The sequence below is a fragment of the Erwinia sp. ErVv1 genome (assembly GCF_900068895.1).
Taxonomy (GTDB): domain Bacteria; phylum Pseudomonadota; class Gammaproteobacteria; order Enterobacterales; family Enterobacteriaceae; genus Erwinia.
The window spans coordinates 215,588-232,880 of the sequence record NZ_CDPK01000004.1 but is presented as its reverse complement, the minus strand read 5'-3'; the positions used below and the strand labels follow the sequence as shown (position 1 = coordinate 232,880).

The 17,293-nt window shown below is 55.2% G+C and carries 17 protein-coding genes; 8 read left to right on the top strand and 9 right to left on the bottom strand.

What is annotated here, in order from left to right:
* Positions 1–9 precede the first annotated feature (9 nt).
* Positions 10–1,311: an anaerobic C4-dicarboxylate transporter gene (locus A1830_RS08140; RefSeq protein ID WP_067704287.1), complete on the bottom strand. Its 1,302-nt coding sequence runs from the start codon at positions 1,309–1,311 to the stop codon at positions 10–12.
* A 3-nt stretch (positions 1,312–1,314) separates the two neighbouring features.
* Positions 1,315–2,751 carry an aspartate ammonia-lyase gene (aspA, locus tag A1830_RS08135; RefSeq protein ID WP_067704651.1) on the bottom strand — a complete coding sequence of 479 codons (1,437 nt, stop codon included), beginning with the start codon at positions 2,749–2,751 and terminating at the stop codon, positions 1,315–1,317.
* Positions 2,752–3,115: 364 nt separating this feature from the next.
* Between aspA and A1830_RS08130 the strand changes: the two genes are divergently transcribed.
* The 4 genes from A1830_RS08130 to A1830_RS08115 all read left to right on the top strand — a co-directional run bounded on the left by A1830_RS08130 (position 3,116) and on the right by A1830_RS08115 (position 6,310).
* Complete coding sequence (locus A1830_RS08130; protein ID WP_067704286.1) at positions 3,116–3,583, top strand: FxsA family protein; 468 nt, start codon at positions 3,116–3,118, stop codon at positions 3,581–3,583.
* Positions 3,584–3,786: 203 nt separating this feature from the next.
* The gene (locus A1830_RS08125) at positions 3,787–4,080 is read left to right on the top strand and encodes a co-chaperone GroES (RefSeq protein WP_067704283.1); all 294 of its coding nucleotides are present in this window, start codon (positions 3,787–3,789) and stop codon (positions 4,078–4,080) included.
* 47 nt (positions 4,081–4,127) lie between these two features.
* Positions 4,128–5,765, top strand: a complete 1,638-nt coding sequence (gene groL, locus A1830_RS08120; protein ID WP_067704282.1) for a chaperonin GroEL — start codon at positions 4,128–4,130, stop codon at positions 5,763–5,765.
* A 197-nt stretch (positions 5,766–5,962) separates the two neighbouring features.
* Positions 5,963–6,310, top strand: coding sequence for a DUF4156 domain-containing protein (locus A1830_RS08115; RefSeq protein WP_067704646.1), 348 nt, complete (start codon positions 5,963–5,965; stop codon positions 6,308–6,310).
* Positions 6,311–6,583: 273 nt separating this feature from the next.
* On the opposite strand, the gene epmB is transcribed toward A1830_RS08115, so the two are convergent.
* Positions 6,584–7,612, bottom strand: a complete 1,029-nt coding sequence (gene epmB, locus A1830_RS08110; RefSeq protein ID WP_067704281.1) for an EF-P beta-lysylation protein EpmB — start codon at positions 7,610–7,612, stop codon at positions 6,584–6,586.
* A 41-nt stretch (positions 7,613–7,653) separates the two neighbouring features.
* Here epmB and efp point away from each other — a divergent pair, with 41 nt between their 5' ends.
* The 3 genes from efp (at position 7,654) to A1830_RS08095 (ending at position 8,656) form a co-directional block, all read left to right on the top strand.
* Positions 7,654–8,220 carry an elongation factor P gene (gene efp / locus A1830_RS08105; RefSeq protein ID WP_067704280.1) on the top strand — a complete coding sequence of 189 codons (567 nt, stop codon included), beginning with the start codon at positions 7,654–7,656 and terminating at the stop codon, positions 8,218–8,220.
* 61 nt (positions 8,221–8,281) lie between these two features.
* Positions 8,282–8,413 (top strand): entericidin A/B family lipoprotein, encoded by a 132-nt coding sequence (locus A1830_RS08100; RefSeq protein ID WP_067704643.1) that lies wholly within the window; start codon positions 8,282–8,284, stop codon positions 8,411–8,413.
* 108 nt (positions 8,414–8,521) lie between these two features.
* Positions 8,522–8,656 (top strand): entericidin A/B family lipoprotein, encoded by a 135-nt coding sequence (locus A1830_RS08095; RefSeq protein ID WP_067704279.1) that lies wholly within the window; start codon positions 8,522–8,524, stop codon positions 8,654–8,656.
* A gap of 40 nt (positions 8,657–8,696) precedes the next feature.
* Here A1830_RS08095 and A1830_RS08090 read toward each other — a convergent pair whose 3' ends face one another.
* The 5 genes from A1830_RS08090 to frdA form a co-directional block, all read right to left on the bottom strand.
* Positions 8,697–9,221 (bottom strand): lipocalin family protein, encoded by a 525-nt coding sequence (locus A1830_RS08090; protein ID WP_067704276.1) that lies wholly within the window; start codon positions 9,219–9,221, stop codon positions 8,697–8,699.
* Between the two features lie 145 nt (positions 9,222–9,366).
* Positions 9,367–9,723 (bottom strand): fumarate reductase subunit FrdD, encoded by a 357-nt coding sequence (gene frdD, locus A1830_RS08085; RefSeq protein ID WP_067704272.1) that lies wholly within the window; start codon positions 9,721–9,723, stop codon positions 9,367–9,369.
* A gap of 11 nt (positions 9,724–9,734) precedes the next feature.
* Positions 9,735–10,130 (bottom strand): fumarate reductase subunit FrdC, encoded by a 396-nt coding sequence (gene frdC, locus A1830_RS08080; protein ID WP_067704269.1) that lies wholly within the window; start codon positions 10,128–10,130, stop codon positions 9,735–9,737.
* Between the two features lie 9 nt (positions 10,131–10,139).
* On the bottom strand, positions 10,140–10,874 hold the full coding sequence (locus A1830_RS08075) for a succinate dehydrogenase/fumarate reductase iron-sulfur subunit (protein WP_067704266.1): 735 nt from the start codon (positions 10,872–10,874) through the stop codon (positions 10,140–10,142).
* Entirely contained in the window at positions 10,871–12,649 is a 1,779-nt protein-coding gene (gene frdA, locus A1830_RS08070; RefSeq protein ID WP_067704263.1) for a fumarate reductase (quinol) flavoprotein subunit, read from the bottom strand. Before frdA ends, A1830_RS08075 begins: the two co-directional genes overlap by 4 nt.
* A 278-nt stretch (positions 12,650–12,927) precedes the next feature.
* On the opposite strand from frdA, the gene epmA reads away from it, so the two are divergent.
* Positions 12,928–13,905, top strand: coding sequence for an elongation factor P--(R)-beta-lysine ligase (gene epmA / locus A1830_RS08065; RefSeq protein ID WP_067704260.1), 978 nt, complete (start codon positions 12,928–12,930; stop codon positions 13,903–13,905).
* 49 nt (positions 13,906–13,954) lie between these two features.
* Here epmA and mscM read toward each other — a convergent pair whose 3' ends face one another.
* Positions 13,955–17,293: a miniconductance mechanosensitive channel MscM gene (mscM, locus tag A1830_RS08060; RefSeq protein ID WP_067704257.1), complete on the bottom strand. Its 3,339-nt coding sequence runs from the start codon at positions 17,291–17,293 to the stop codon at positions 13,955–13,957.

Below are 17,293 nucleotides of genomic sequence, written 5' to 3'. Positions count from 1 at the left end.
TGAAAGGCGCTACAAAAACAGATGGCCGAAGATAAAGCCAAACAGTACGGAAAGGCAGATAGCCAGCGTACCTGGGATGATAAAGGAGTGATTAAAAACGAATTTTCCAATGCGCGTGGAGCCGGTATCGTCCATTTCCACCGCAGCCAGCAGCGTGGGATAGGTGGGCAGAATAAACAGGGCCGACACGGCCGCAAAGGATGCCACGGCGGTTACGGGGGAGACCCCCAGCAGCAGCGCCGCAGGCATCAGCGCCTTGGTTGTGGCGGCCTGTGAATAAAGCAGCGTGGAAGCAAAAAAGAGGATCACCGCCAGCATCCAGGGGAACTCAACCAGCAGATCGCCAGCGACCTGTTGAATCTCTGACAGATGCGCCTTAACAAAGGTATCGCCCAGCCACGCCACGCCCATCACGCAAATACAGGCGCTCATGCCGGACTTAAAGGTGCTGGCAGAGAGAATACGCGTTGCATCCACCTTGCAGGTCAGACAGATTAACGCGCCCGTGGTCAGCATAAAGATGACGATGGCCTCATTGCGCGGTAATACCGGATTGGCGATCAGCCCGACGGTATCGCTAATGGCGGTCGCATAGAGCACCACGGCGATAATACCGACGATAAACAGCAGCACGGAAAGTTTCGCGCCTGGCATTTCCTCCAGCACGCTGGCCCCGCGCTGGCTCACTTCGCCTTTTGCCAGGCGCTCCTGGTATACGGGATCGTCCTTAAGCTCTTTGCCGAGGAAGTTAGTCACTAACGCCGCCAGGAAAATGGCGATCATCGTCGAGGGAACAGCCACGGACAACAAGCCCAGATAGCTGATGCCGACAGGTTCCAGTATCCCGGCCAGAAATACCACGGCGGCCGAAATGGGTGAGGCGGTAATGGCTATCTGCGAAGCGACGACGGCTATCGACAGCGGGCGGGAAGGGCGTACGCCCTGCTCTTTCGCCACTTCCGCAATAACCGGCAGGGTTGAGAACGCGGTATGTCCCGTGCCTGCCAGCATAGTCATAAACCAGGTCACCAGCGGCGCGAGAAAGGTGATGTAACGGGGATGCCTGCGCAACAGCCGTTCGGCCAGGCTCACCAGGTAATCCATGCCCCCGGCCACCTGCATTGCCGCAATCGCGGCAATCACGCCCATAATAATTTCAATCACATCAAAGGGAATGGCACCGGGCCGGATGTGGAATCCCAGCGTAAGAACCAACATCCCCACGCCGCCCGCCAGGCCGATACCTGGCCCGCCGAGGCGTGCGCCCAGATAAATCGCCATCAGGACGACAATTAACTCCGGCACGATCATGAACTACTCCTCATTTTCATCGGTATAGCGTTTCGCTTTGTATGCCGGGAACATCAGGTTCTGGGTGGAAAAAATATCATCCAGCTCTGCCTCGGTCAGCAGGCCGCGCTCCAGCACCACCTCGCGCACGCTTTTACCCGTTTCAGCACAAATTTTGCCAACAATGTCGCCGTTATGGTGACCAATGTAGGGATTCAGGTAGGTAACAATACCGATGGAATTAAACACGTAGGCTTCGCATACGGCTTTATTGGCCGTTATGCCGTTAACGCATTTCTCCAGCAGGTTTGAACAGGCGTTAGTCAGGATATGCACAGACTCAAACATCGCCTGCCCGATGACCGGTTCCATTACATTCAGCTGCAGCTGGCCCGCTTCTGCCGCCATCGTCACGGTCATATCGTTGCCAATCACCTTAAAGCACACCTGATTAACCACCTCGGGCACCACTGGATTCACCTTGGCTGGCATGATCGATGAGCCTGCCTGCAATTCGGGCAGGTTGATTTCATTCAGGCCCGCACGGGGTCCGGAGGAGAGCAGGCGCAAATCGTTACAGATTTTGGAGAGCTTAACGGCCAGGCGCTTCAGCGCACTGTGCACCATCACGTAGGCACCACAGTCGGAGGTGGCTTCAATCAAATCCTCTGCCGGAATGCAGGACAGACCGCTGATTTCGGCCAGCTTTTGCACCGCCAGCTGCTGGTAACCTTCCGGGGTGTTTAATCGCGTACCGATTGCCGTGGCGCCCAGGTTAACCTCCAGCAGCAGTTCGGCGGTGCGCAGAATGCTTTTGATCTCTTCATTCAGCAGCACGTTAAAGGCGTGAAACTCCTGCCCGAGCGTCATTGGCACGGCGTCCTGTAGCTGGGTGCGCCCCATTTTGAGGATGGTATTAAACTCAGTGGCCTTGCGCTCAAAGCCTGCGCTGAGCTGACCGAGTGCCCCCAGCAGCGTCAGAATGGAGGTATAAACCGCAATGCGAAAACCGGTGGGGTAGGCGTCGTTAGTTGACTGGCATTTATTGACGTGGTCGTTGGGATTAAGGAACTGGTACTCGCCCTTTTGGTGGCCCATCAGCTCAAGCCCGATATTCGCCAGAACTTCGTTCGTGTTCATATTAACTGAAGTGCCTGCGCCGCCCTGATAGACGTCAACCGGGAACTGATCCAGGCATTTGCCATTGATGAGCACTTCATCACAAGCCTGAATAATCCTGTTCGCAATGTCACGAGGCAGGGTTTTCAGCTCTTTATTCGCCATCGCGGCTGCTTTCTTGACCATGACCATACCGCGCACAAACTCAGGAATATCACTAATTTTACTGTTACTGATGTAAAAATTTTCTATCGCGCGCAGAGTATGAATGCCGTAATAAGCTTCCGCCGGCACTTCACGCATACCTAACAGGTCTTCTTCGATACGAATCTTATCAGCCATGTGAACCTTCTTAACGTTGTGCGCACCTTTCAAATGCGTGATTTTCAGGTAGTTACCCATTCAATCATCATGATTGTCTGGCTGGGAACTCTTAGGGCAATATTTTATCCGTTTGCCCAGGGCGGAGCACGATCATATTCTGTTGGTGTGTGAAAGCCTGAACGCAGATCAAAAGAAACACGTTAATTTTCAACTGAGTCAGACGCAATGTGAGCTGTATCGCATATCGTCCCTAACCCTTAACCGGGTGCGGTATGGTTGAAAAGGTCGCGTACAGCCCCCATTACATTGAACTACGATCGTTACGATCTCTATTTTGCCGTCGCGCAGTATGCGGGGCGGCCCTGACTAACAGGAGACTGCGGTGCGCTGGTTACCGTTTTTAGTATTATTTGTTCTCGCCTGGATTGAGATAAGCATTTTCATACAGGTGGCACACGTGCTGGGCGTCCTGCTGACGCTGGTGCTGGTGGTATTCAGCTCGCTGATTGGTATCTCGCTGGTTAAAAATCAGGGGATGAAAAACATTGTCCTGATGCAGCATAAGCTTCAGATGGGTGAAAGCCCGGCGGCGGAGATGATCAAAAGCGTCTCGCTGATCCTGGCGGGTTTTTTACTGCTGTTGCCCGGTTTTTTCACCGATTTCCTGGGATTACTGCTGCTGCTGCCGCCGGTGCAGAAGCGTCTTACGCTTAAGCTGATGCCTCATCTGCGGGTGTGGCGGGGGCAGGGCGGGGCGAACGACAGCGGCGTGACCGTTGACGGCGAGTATGAGCGTAAGGGATCTACGCTTATCGAACACGATCGCGGTGACGGTGACCGTCGCAAATGAGGTGCAAGGCGGGAAACCGCCTTTCTCTTAGGGATCTTACGCTTACAAATTGTGCAATCGTTACGCAAAAGCAAAATTTTTATTTTTTTCCCCTTGAAAGCCCCTCCGCGCGTCCCTATCTCTTCCGTCACGAGGCCGGTGCCACTTAAGCCCGGCTTTCATCCCAAAAAAGACTGATTGGACTTCTCAAAGGAGAGCTATCAATGAAAATTCGTCCTCTGCACGACCGTGTTATCGTCAAGCGTAAAGAAGTGGAATCTAAATCAGCGGGCGGCATTGTGCTGACCGGCTCCGCGGCGGGTAAATCGACCCGTGGCGAAGTGCTTGCTGTCGGTAATGGCCGACTCCTTGACAACGGCGACGTAAAAGCGCTCGACGTGAAAGTGGGTGATGTCGTCATTTTTAATGAAGGCTACGGCGCCAAAACGGAAAAAATCGACAACGAAGACGTGCTGATCATCTCTGAAAGCGACATTCTGGCGATTGTTGAAGCGTAATTTTCCGCGAACCTCACTGAACGAAACGAATTTAAGGGATATTTAAGATGGCAGCTAAAGACGTAAAATTCGGTAATGACGCACGCGTAAAAATGCTCCGTGGCGTGAACGTACTGGCAGATGCAGTAAAAGTTACCCTGGGCCCGAAAGGCCGTAACGTGGTTCTGGATAAATCTTTTGGTGCACCGACCATCACTAAAGATGGTGTTTCTGTCGCACGTGAAATCGAACTGGAAGACAAGTTCGAAAACATGGGCGCGCAGATGGTGAAAGAAGTCGCTTCTAAAGCCAATGACGCTGCGGGCGACGGCACCACAACGGCAACTGTACTGGCTCAGTCTATCGTTAACGAAGGTCTGAAAGCCGTTGCTGCGGGCATGAACCCGATGGATCTGAAGCGCGGTATCGACAAAGCCGTTATCGCCGCCGTTGCTGAACTGAAAAACCTTTCCGTACCCTGCGCCGATTCTAAAGCGATCGCTCAGGTAGGGACTATCTCCGCTAACTCTGATGAAACCGTTGGTGAGCTGATTGCTCAGGCTATGGCGAAGGTCGGCAACGATGGCGTGATCACCGTTGAAGAAGGTACTGGCCTGGAAGACGAGCTGGTTGTCGTGGAAGGGATGCAGTTCGACCGCGGCTACCTCTCTCCTTACTTCATCAACAAGCCAGAAACGGGCGCTGTTGAGCTGGAATCACCTTACATCCTGCTGGCTGATAAGAAGATCTCTAACATCCGCGAAATGCTGCCCGTGCTGGAAGCCGTTGCTAAAGCCGGTAAGCCACTGCTGATTATCGCTGAAGATGTTGAAGGTGAAGCACTGGCAACGCTGGTGGTTAACACCATGCGCGGCATCGTTAAAGTTGCTGCGGTGAAAGCGCCTGGCTTCGGCGATCGTCGTAAAGCAATGCTGCAGGATATTGCCGTGCTGACCGGTGGTACCGTTATCTCTGAAGAGATTGGTATGGAACTGGAAAAAGCGGCGCTGGAAGACTTGGGTCAGGCGAAACGCGTTGTGATCAACAAAGATACCACCACCATCATTGATGGCGTGGGTGAAAGAGAGAGCATCGATCGTCGCGCTGACCAGATTCGTCAGCAGAGCGAAGAAGCGACCTCTGATTACGATCGTGAGAAACTGCAGGAGCGTATCGCTAAACTGGCAGGCGGCGTAGCCGTACTGAAAGTGGGCGCAGCGACTGAAGTTGAAATGAAAGAGAAAAAAGCCCGCGTTGAAGATGCCCTGAACGCCACTCGCGCAGCGGTAGAAGAAGGTGTGGTTGCCGGCGGTGGCGTTGCGCTGGTTCGCGTTGCTGCGATGCTGGCTGGCCTGACCGGTCAGAACGAAGACCAGAACGTAGGTATCAAGGTTGCTCTGCGCGCCATGGAATCTCCGCTGCGTCAGATCGTCTCTAACGCCGGTGAAGAGCCATCCGTGGTGGCTAACATGGTTAAAGCAGGCGAAGGTAACTACGGTTACAACGCGCAGACCGAAGAGTACGGCAACATGATCGACTTCGGTATTCTGGATCCAACCAAAGTGACCCGTTCTGCGCTGCAGTACGCGGCCTCTGTTGCTGGCCTGATGATCACCACCGAATGCATGGTGACCGACCTGCCTAAAGGCGACGCGCCTGATTTAGGTGCTGGCGGCGGTATGGGCGGCATGGGCGGAATGATGTAATTCCCCCCTCCGTTTGAAAAGAAACCCTCTGTCTCTGACAGGGGGTTTTTCTTTTGTGAGGGAAAATAGTAAAGTCATTGGCACCAGAACTAATCCGAACAACGGTTTATGGGTTGTTGGACAACGGGTGATCAAGAGCTTCAGCCGGTTTCACGGTATGCTCTGGAAAGACTCTGATGATAATAATGGGGATTAAAATGCGGATTAATGTCTTGCTGGGACTCTCTGTCGCGGCAGTGCTGCTGACAGGCTGTAGCAGTTCACACCAGCTGAGTGCTGGAGGTGAACGTGTTACCTTCACCGACCAACAGCCCGCGAGCGGATGCCAGCTACTGGGCAACCTGACGGGCTCACAGAGCAACTGGCTGAGCGGTGCAGGCGGCGAGAGCAGCCCCCTGCGCGGCGCGGCAAATGATTTACGCAATCGTGCAGCAGCAATGGGCGGCAACGTTATTTATGGTGCCACCAGCCCAACGCAGAACATCTGGTCCAGCTTTGCGCCTCTGGACAGCAAAATGACCGGTCAGGTTTATAAGTGCCCCTGAATTAGCCCTGGCACCACATCGTCGAAGGGAGGATAGCTCTATCGCCTCCCATACTTTGCCCCGCCTGGCTTTTCCGCCACCTTTCATGCTCCACACCCTTGCAAGCTTTGCCACAGCCTCTCACGCTTCAGACTCAGACTCAGACTCAGACTCAGACTCAGACTCAGACTCAGACTCAGACTCAGACTCAGACTCAGACTCAGACTCAGACTCAGACTCAGACTCAGACTCAGACTCAGACTCAGACAAAGCCATGCCCCTGGCTCACACCGGTCAATACTGACGTAGCTGCAAATCCAGCGGTGTTTTACTTGGTTCGCCGCCAATTTCTCTGGCGAGTTTAGGCACCATATAGCCGGATACCAGGGTTAACAGCTGACGCATAATGGCGCGCGCCTCTTCGTCAGAGACAAAGAAGTGAGCGGCACCCTGAACCTTATCCAGCACGTGAAGATAGTAAGGCAGGATCCCGGCATCGAAGAGTGCGTTGCTCAGCGCAGCCAGCGTAACCGCGCTATCATTGATATGGCGTAGCAGTACGCTCTGGTTAAGAAGGGTAACACCCGCACGTTTAAGCTGCTGCATGGCGTCGCGCAGGTCACTATCAATCTCACGGGCGTGGTTAATATGCGTAACGAACAGCACCTGCAGGCGTGACTGCGCCAGCCGCTGACAAAAAGCAGCGGTGATGCGCGCAGGGATAACCACCGGTAAACGGCTGTGAAATCTGAGCCGCTTAATGTGCGGGATCCGCTCCAGTTCGCCGATCAGCCAGTCCAGCTCACTGTCTTTGGCCATCAGCGGATCGCCGCCGGAGAAAATAATCTCATCCAGTTCTGGCTGCTCTCGGATATACTCCAGGGCTTGCTGCCAGTTGCGCTTGTTGCCCTGGTTATCAGCATAGGGAAAATGGCGGCGGAAGCAGTAGCGACAGTTGACGGCGCAGCCGCCTTTGACCAACAGCAGCGCACGGTTTCGATATTTATGTAACAGACCCGGCACGACACTGCTCTGCTCATCCAGCGGATCGGTACTGTAGCCCGGAGCATCAACAAACTCCTGACTGGCGGTAATGACCTGCAGCAGGAGAGGATCTTGCGGATCGCCTTTTTGCATTCTGTTGGCAAAGGCCCGGGGGACGCGCAGGGCAAAAAGACGACGTGCATCAGTGCCCGCCGTCAGCGCCGGGTGCGAATCAAGGCCTAAAAGACGCAGTAATTCATGTGGATCGGTGATTACATCCGCAAGTTGATGCAACCATTCTTCTCGCGAAGGGGGGTTTAGGGTTACAATGTGTGCCATTTTTTTGGCTAAGTACCAGTATTAAATTGTAGAGGGCCTTTATGGCGACTTATTCTAGCAACGATTTCCGTCCCGGTCTTAAAATCATGTTCGAAAGCGAACCTTATGCTATCGAATCAAGCGAGTTCGTTAAACCCGGTAAGGGCCAGGCTTTTGCACGCGTGAAAATGCGTCGTCTGCTGACCGGTACCCGCGTTGAGAAAACGTTCAAATCTACCGATTCCGCCGAAGGCGCAGACGTAGTAGATACTAACCTGAACTATTTGTACAACGATGGTGAGTTCTACCACTTTATGCACCCTGAAACTTTTGAACAGCATCCTGTTGAAGAGAAAACGGTTGGGGATGCGTCAAAATGGCTGCTGGACAACGCCGAATGTATCGTTACGCTGTGGAACGGCAAGCCGATTCAGGTACTGCCGCCAAACTTTGTTGAGCTTGAAATCGTTGATACCGATCCAGGCCTGAAAGGCGATACCGCAGGTACTGGCGGCAAGCCCGCTACGCTGTCTACCGGTGCCGTAGTGAAAGTACCTCTGTTCGTGCAGATTGGCGAAGTTATCCGTGTTGATACTCGTTCTGGCGAATACGTCTCTCGCGTAAAATAAGTCGGGACACTGGGGGGTCTGCTCTGATGCAGGCCCTTATTTTTCAGGTGGTTGGATGCAGATGATGAAGTGGATAAAACGCATTGCTGTAACATTACTGATGACCTGCGCACTCAGCGCCTGTAATACCTTCCATGGTTTCGGCGAGGACGTTCAGCATCTTGGCGGTGCTATCTCTCGCGTAGCCAGCTAACTCAATACTCCTAAAGTTTCCTTTTCGCTACGCGGCTCTGAGGCGTGTGGCTAAATTACAGCTATGCTTAAAACGCTGTACTTTACTTCTACTTAAAAGGAAATTGTCATGTTAAAGAAAAGTATTGTTGCGATATTTTCGGTGCTGGTCCTCTCTTCCGTGCTCACAGCCTGTAACACCACGCGCGGCGTGGGAGAAGACGTGTCGGCTGGCGGTCAGGCCATTCAGCGTTCCGCGCAGTAATTTGTGTGCCGGTGCCCGCGCACCGGCCTCATCTCTAATCTTACTTCTGCTTAACCCAAATTAGCTTCGATACGTCAAATCCCTCGCGCTGCGCTTTTGCCAGCAGCGCTTCTTTCACCGATTCGGACAGCGTTGGCGTGCGCGACAATATCCACAGATAATTCCGGTTCGGGCCGCAGATCAGCGCATGCTGATAGTCGTCGTCGAGGGCAATAACGTTATACCCGCCATAGAAGGGGCCGAAGAAAGAGACTTTTAGCGCGCCACGACGGGTGGAGCCGGTAAAATAGGCCTTGCCAATGCTCTCCTGCCAGCGCTGCTTCTGCTCATTGTATCCGCGGTTTACCACCTTAAGGCCACCGTCCTCGCGCTTGCTGTAGCTGGCGGTTACCTGCTGCAAACCACGTTCAAAGCGGTGATCCAGCCGGGCGATTTCATACCAGCTACCAAGATAGAGATCGGTATTGAAGCCTTCAACGGGCGTGACGCCTTTCGGCGGGGTGGTATTACAGGCAACAGAGAGAAGGGCGGTGCCGCCGGCGATGAGCATTTTCCACAGAGACATAGAGACGTATTCCATTAGCAATGAATATCGTCACCAGTATATACCCTTCATCTTTCAATTTGCAGGCGCGTTGGCCGCCCGTGCTCACCCCGGTCACTTACCTGGTGTAAGCTTCCGGGGATTCACCCGCTTGCCGCCAGCGATCTCACACCGCGATAATGCCGATAAGCGTTACCACGGTCAGGATAGCGGCGAAGCCGTAAAGCAACCATTTACCGGCCGGAAGGATGACTTTCATATCATGAAGGCTGTGATGTATCCGGTGCAGGCTGCACCAGAGCGGCAGTACGATAGCCAGCAGCAGAAACACCCTGCCGGGCAGGGACTGAGCAAAGTCGAGGACCCGCTCATAGCTGAAGGCGTGCTCAGGCCCGGCACCCAGCGGCAGCAGCAGGCCCACCGCCAGGACAATCACCGGCGAAAAGAGTGCAGCCCACATCCCTCCTGCGCCAAATAAGCCCCAGAATACCGGTTCGTCGGAGCGTACAGGTTGTGCTTTCATTTCATTTCTCCTTAAGGCCACAGCACCAGAAGCAACACCGCCAGGGTAATGACGATCGTGACACTCCATAGCCCAATGATGACCGGGCGCGGCGAAAGTTTTTTATCGCCCACAACAATAACCGAGGCTTTAGGTGCCAGTTCAAACCAGGTTTTGCTGTGTAAAAGGGCTGCTGCCAGCGTAATAAGATTCAGTAGCAGCACCACCGGATGCTGTAAAAACGCGATGAAACTGGCCCAGCTCTCTGCACCGTGCCGCAGGGCAAACAGCCCGGCAATCATCTCAAGGCTGAACCACAGCGCCGGAATAGCCGTCCCTTCGCGCAGCATGTAAAAGCGATAAAAACCGGATTTCATCCACCAGCCGGTCTCCATCGGGCGGTGATAAGGTTTACGTTTAGTGATCATTATCCCTCCTTAACGTGGCCTGAGTGTGGCAATCAGAAAGTCTTTTGCACTTTCAACCTTGCTTTGCTGAATAGCTGCCGCAGGATCGACATGCTTAGGGCAGACCTCCGAGCAATAACCCACAAAGGTGCAGGGCCAGACGCCATTCTCGCCATTCAGCTGTGCCATACGCTGTTTTTTGCCTTTGTCGCGATTATCGAGATTGTAGCGATGCGCCAGCGTAATGGCCGCAGGGCCGATAAACTCGGGGTTAAGGCCAAACTGCGGGCAGGCGGCATAGCAGAGCCCACAGTTGATACAGCCGGAGAACTGGTGGTAACGCGCCATCTGGGCTGGCGTTTGCTGGCCTGGCCCCTCTGATGGCTCCCTGGTGTTACCGATCACATAGGGTTTGATCGCCTCGAGGCTTTCAATAAAATGGCTCATATCGACAACCAGGTCTCGCTCCACGGGGAAGTTAGCCAGTGGCGCAACGAGCATGCCCTTTGGATATTCACGCAGGAAGGTTTTGCATGCCAGCTTCGGCACGCCATCCACCATCATCCCGCAGGAGCCGCAAATCGCCATCCGGCAGGACCAGCGAAAGGAGAGATCGCAGGCGAGATTATCTTTAATAAAACCCAGCGCATCCAGCAGCGAGGTTTGTTCATCCCAGGGGACATCAAAGCTCTCATTGCGGGGCACCCGGTCGGTCTCGGGGTTATAGCGCTGGATAACAATTTTACAGCGCTTCAAATCGCTCATGCCTTGCCTCCTTTTACTTCAGATTCACCGCCATAAACACGTTTAGCAGGCGGCAAACGGGTAATTTTTACCGAATCCCAGGCGATTTCCGGTGCGCCGTGCGGGTTGTAAAAAGCGAGAGAGTGACTGAGGAAATGCGTATCGTCCCTTTGGGTGCAACCCTCATCCAGCCGCTGGTGGGCACCGCGAGACTCTTTGCGCTGGAAGGCCGCGTGGGCCATGCATTCTGCAACGTCCAGCCCGTGCCCCAGCTCAATGCTGTAAAGCAGCTGGGTATTAAATACGCTCGACATATCGCTGATATGCACTCGTTTAAAGCGCGCTTTCAGTTCGGCCAGCTTATCAATCGTCTTCTGCATCAGCTCGGGGGTGCGATAGATGCCGCAGCCCTCTTCCATTGCCATACCCATTTCATCGCGCAGGGTTGACCAGCACTCATTGCCCTGCTGATTCACCAGCGCGTTGAGGCGGCGTTCGCAGTCGCTGGCCTGTGCCATCAGCGCCGCCGTGGAGGTTTTTTTGCTTTGCAGGGCGCGGGTAGCAGCCTGCTCACCCGCGACGCGTCCAAAGACCACCAGTTCGGCCAGAGAATTTGAACCCAGACGGTTAGCGCCGTGCAGGCCAACTGAAGAGCATTCACCTACGGCAAACAGCCCGCGAATACGAGTTTCGCACTGGGCGTTAGTTTCAATGCCGCCCATGGTGTAGTGCGCCGTTGGCCGAACGGGAATGGGGGCGGAGACGGGATCAACGCCGACATAGGCTTTGCTGAGTTCGCAGATAAAGGGCAGCCGTTCGTGAAGTTTTTTCTCGCCCAGATGGCGAAGGTCAAGATGAACCACGTCACCGCGCGGCGTGGCGATTGTCCGGCCATTCTGCCATTCGTGCCAGAATGCCTGCGACACTTTGTCGCGCGGACCCAGCTCCATATATTTATTTTCGGGATGGCCCAGGGGTGTTTCGGGGCCCATGCCGTAGTCCTGCAGATAACGATAGCCATCTTTATTGACCAGAATACCGCCTTCACCCCGACAGCCCTCCGTCATCAGAATACCTGAGCCGGGCAGGCCCGTAGGATGATACTGAACAAATTCCATATCCCGCAGCGGCACGCCATGGCGCAGCGCCATACCCATGCCGTCACCGGTTACGATGCCGCCGTTGGTATTATAACGATAAACCCGTCCGGCACCGCCGGTGGCCAGCACCACAGCATTCGCCTGAATATGAACCAGCGATCCCTCCATCATGTTCATCGCCACCACGCCGCGTACTTCGCCTTCATCCACCAGCATGTCGAGAACAAAATGCTCATCGTAGCGGGTGATTTGTGGGTATTTGAGCGAGGTCTGGAACAGGGTGTGAAGCATATGAAAGCCGGTTTTATCCGCGGCAAACCAGGTACGCTCGATCTTCATACCGCCAAAGCGGCGTACGTTAACCGAGCCATCATCGCGTCGGCTCCAGGGGCAACCCCAGATTTCCAGCTGAGCCATTTCTCGCGGGCAGTGCTCGACGAAATAATCCACCACGTCCTGCTCGCACAGCCAGTCGCCGCCGGAAACGGTGTCCTGAAAATGAAGATCAAAGCTGTCATGTGCCTGGGTGACGGCAGCCGAGCCGCCTTCAGCCGCGACGGTATGGCTGCGCATGGGGTAGACTTTGGAAATCAGCGCGATGGTAAGGGTTGGGTAAGCTTCGGCCGCGGCGATGGCGGCGCGTAGACCCGCTCCACCGGCACCGACAATGACCAGATCGGCAGTAACGTGTTGCACGGTATTCTCCCTGTCAGCTTGTCATATAGGAGGATGAGAGATGCCCCTCATTTGTCCATGGGTATTATAAAACGCACCAGCCACGCTAAACTTGATATGTTCCGGTATTCAGGCGAAAAATTAAGCGCAAAAATGCGACGCGGCTGACGTTTTTATGCAAATTTTTTTGCCAGCGGCCCGGACTATCCCGCTGATGACCGAATGCGGCGGCGCAAATTTGTTTGTCTTCGCCCGCTCGGGTAGACTGCTTCACCCTGTCAGACTGAGGAGTCGAAAAGATGAGCGATACGGCCAGCTGGCTACCAAGTGCACCCATTGCCAATTTATTGAAAAGAGCGGCGATAATGGCAGAAATTCGGCGTTTTTTTGCCGATCGTGGCGTACTGGAAGTTGAAACCCCGGCCATGAGCCAGGCTACGGTGACCGATGTCCATCTGTTCCCTTTCCAGACGCGCTTTATTGGCCCGGGCGCTGCCGGAGGGCAGGATCTCTATTTAATGACCAGCCCGGAATACCATATGAAAAGGCTGCTGGCGGCGGGGAGTGGCCCCATTTTCCAGCTCTGCCGCAGCTTTCGTAATGAAGAATCGGGCCGTCACCACAACCCTGAATTCACCATGCTGGAGTGGTATCGACCCCACTACGACATGTATCGTCTGATGAACGAAGTGGACGATCTTTTGCAGCAGGTGCTGGAGTGCGCGCCGGCGGAAACGCTCTCATACCAGCAGGCATTTATTCGTCATCTGGAGATCGATCCGCTCTCAGCCGATAAGGCACAGCTGCGTGCGGCAGCAGAAAAGCTGGGGGAGGGCGAGCTGGCGAACCGGGAAGAGGATCGGGATACGCTGCTTCAGCTGCTGTTTATGCTGGGGGTGGAACCCCACATCGGTAAGGATAAGCCGGCTTTTGTGTATCATTTCCCCGCCTCACAGGCCGCGCTGGCGCAGATCAGTACCGAGGATCATCGCGTTGCTGAACGCTTCGAGGTCTACTTTAAGGGAATGGAGCTGGCTAATGGCTTCCATGAGCTGACGGACAGCCGTGAACAGCGTCAGCGGTTCGATCAGGATAACCGCAAGCGGGCCGCGCGCGGGCTGCCTCAGCACCCCATTGATACCAACCTGCTGGATGCGCTGGCGCACGGCTTGCCAGACTGTTCAGGCGTGGCCCTGGGCGTGGATCGCATCGTGATGCTGGCACTGAAAGTGGAGACGTTAAGCGAGGTGATCGCCTTTTCCGTCGACCGCTGCTGATGTTGTCGGGATAAACGGCGTCATTACCGCCCTTTATCCCCAAGCGAGTCTACAGGCCGCCTGACTTATAGGTACGCGTTGTCGGGGCCGTTCCGCTGCCCGGAGGGGTTTTACGTCCCAGCGTTTCCATTCTGACCTGGAAAGGTGGGAACGGCATTTCAAGACCGTGTTCCTGATAACCGCGTAGAATGTGCTGGTGCAGCTCGTGCCGCAGCGGCATACGGTGTCCCATCTCCGCCGCGTGAATACGCAGTTCAAACAGCTGGATCCCCTGCTGTAAATCCACCAGATAGGCTTCAGGCTGCGGCATCTCCAGTACGTACTGGCAGCGGTGCGCGGCGGCTAACAGTACGCCGGTAACTTCTTCACTGTTGGCTTCTGCCGCCGCTGGAATGGTCAACACCACGCGCGTCACCGAGTCAGAAAGCGACCAGTTAACGAACTGTTCAGTAATAAAAGCCTGATTGGGAACAATAATTTCTTTTCTGTCCCAGTCGGTAATGGTGGTCGCGCGGGTATTAATGCGCGTGATACTGCCGGTTAAATCCCGTATGGTCACCGTATCGCCGATGCGAATCGGCTTCTCAAACAGAATAATCAGGCCAGAGACAAAGTTGGCGAAAATCTGCTGTAAACCGAAACCCAGTCCAACCGTCAGACCCGCAACCAGCCACTGTAGCTTCGACCAGTCGATACCAATCATTGAAAAGCCCACCAGCCCGCCAATCAGTATCAGCAGATATTTGGTCAGCGTGGTGATGGCATAGCCGGTGCCGGGCGTGAGATTAAGATGCTGTAGCAGCGCCAGCTCCAGCAGGGCGGGCATGTTACGCACCAGCTGAGTGGTGATAATCAGCACCAGAATGGCGATCAGCACCGATCCGAGCGTAATGGGCTGGAGGCTTTCCACACCCTGCACGGTGGTGCTGGCGTCCCACAGGCGAATGTTCTCCAGGAAGCCAAACGCCGAGTGGATTTCAGACCACAGCACGATCACCGACACCAGCGCAATCAGCGTCAGAATCGAGCGGACCAGCCGCAGCGACTGCGCACTGATGGCATCAAGATCGATAACGGGCTCTTCCACGTCCAGATTCTCAGAATTAGCCTGCTGTGTGCTTAACTCTTCTTCACCTTTAGCGCGCTGAGCCAGGATATCGGCGCGGCGGTTGCGGGCGCGATCGAACGCGATACGGCGGCGCTGGATTAGCATCCAGCGGCGAACAATATGGTAGATAACCAGTAACAGGAACCAGATGGCCACCGACGTCTCCAGCCGAGCCAGCAGCGCCTGCGCAGTAGCCAGATAGCCAATGCAGGAGGCCAGTGCGGCGATCAGCGGAATACAGATCATCAGATTCCACAGAACATTATTGACGAAGTTTTCGCCATTACCCTCTTTGTCCAGATGCAGGGGGATCCCGGCGCGTTTCAGGCTGACGGTGACCAGGCTGAGCGCGCCGCAAATCAGGATAAAGCACACGCGCCCCAGGGTGGCAGAAAACTGCCGGTCGTCCAGATTATCCAGGCCAATCAGCAGCATAATTAGCGGCACGACCAGCCAGATACTTAGCGTATAGAAGCGCATGGCGCGCGCAACGCGCACTTTCGGCCAGCGGAAATGCACAATAAACAGGCCTTCCGGGCGGGCGAAAGCGGCGCTAATCATAAAGGCCCACAGCAGCGGCACGGTTGCCGTTACGCCATCCCCGGTGGCTACCGCAATCGGGTAAGGCCAGGCGTGTTGCAGCCCGAAGCCCAGCGCCATCCACAGTACCGGCAGCGGCAGGGCGACCAGAATTGACCAGAAGACGGTACGCAGGGTCAGGCTAAAATGATCCAGCGTAACCTTGCCGACCTTGCCGGAGGCGCGAGTAAGAAAATCCCGGTAGTGCCGGCGGGAGCTCAGGCTGAAGCCCACCAGCAGCAGGGCACCCATAATCGGCAACAGGGTTTCCCGGCTGGTAAACATCATTACCATAGCACCGCCAAGCTGCCCCAGCGTATCCAGCGAGAGCAGGCTATTCATATCGCGGACCAGATTGATGGGGAAGTTGAGGTTTATCGCGCTGACGTCTGCGGTCCAGAACAGGTAGCGGTGCGTCGCCTCTTTCACTTCGTTCAGCGCGTCCTCCAGCTGTCCGTTGGCGACCTTAAGCTTGGTCACCTCCAGAATCAGGTTATCGCAGCCGGAAAGCAGCGAGCCGATCAGCTCCCGCTGGGTTTTAATCTGTGCCTCAAGAATACGATGCTGTTCGCTGGTTAACGGCGTGCCGTCATCCTGCTTCTGCTTTAACAGCTGCTCCTGATGTTCAAGCAGATCCTCGTAGTGCAGCCGCTGCACCCGTAGCTCGCCCATTTCGTTATCCAGCTGCTGCGGCTTCGGCATGTCGGGCAGTCGGGCAACCTGGGCACGAAGCGCTTCGCCCAGAACGTTCGAGATGCCCAGCCACTGCGACTGTTCGCGAATGGTACTAAGCGCCTGGCGCACCTGAAGGGTTTGATTGGCTGCGGTACGCTGCTGCGAGGCGACCAGATCCAGCCGCTGCGCCTGTTGATTAAGCGCTGCTGACAGTTCGCGGTTGATGCGAAACTGCCTGCTGATATTCTGCGGCAGCTCACCGCTGTTTTCCGCCAGCTGCTCGGTACGCTCCAGCGCCTGCTCTGCTTCGCGCTGACGGCGGGCGTTAAGCTGATTGCGCAGATCCTGCAAATAAGTGTCAAGCTGAGCGGCTTTACGCTGATGAAGCTCGCTGCGCATGCGCGCCAGCTCCTGACGGTTGTTGGCGGAAAGCTGCGCCAGCTCCAGCTCATCAACCCTCGCCTTCTGTGCGGTGGACTCCGCCTGGCGAGCGGCAAGCTGTGCCTGAGCCAGCTGCGTCACGGCGGAAGGCTGGCCCTGGAGCCGCCTTTCGATGTCATTTAAAGCCCGACGCGCCTCTGATTGCTGTTGGGGGAGCTGCGCCAGCGAGTCACTGATTTCGCGGGCGCGATCCTGCTCCTGCTGAGCCTGACGGCTCTCTTCCAGCAGTTGACTGCTGACCTGTAGGATCTCCTGATCCAGTTCGGAAGCGGTCATGGAACTGCGAACGGTCTTAGGATTATCAATCAGCGAGGCGATGGACTGACGGAGGTCGCGAGCCATCTTTGGGAAGTCGTCAATTACCTGCTGATAGCTGGTGGCGTTAGAGACAGATTTTTGCTGCTCGTCCAGCCAGTTAAGCGTGGCCTGGAGCGCATCCATCGTTTCCGCCTGATTCGGCGTATTTTTGTCCGACCTGGCCTCATCAAGCTGCTGCCTGATTTGCGCGGCATCAGGGCCACTGGCAGCGCAGGCGGGCTGGAAAAGCATCCAGGTCAGTAAAATCGTCAGAATCAGGCGTAGCAT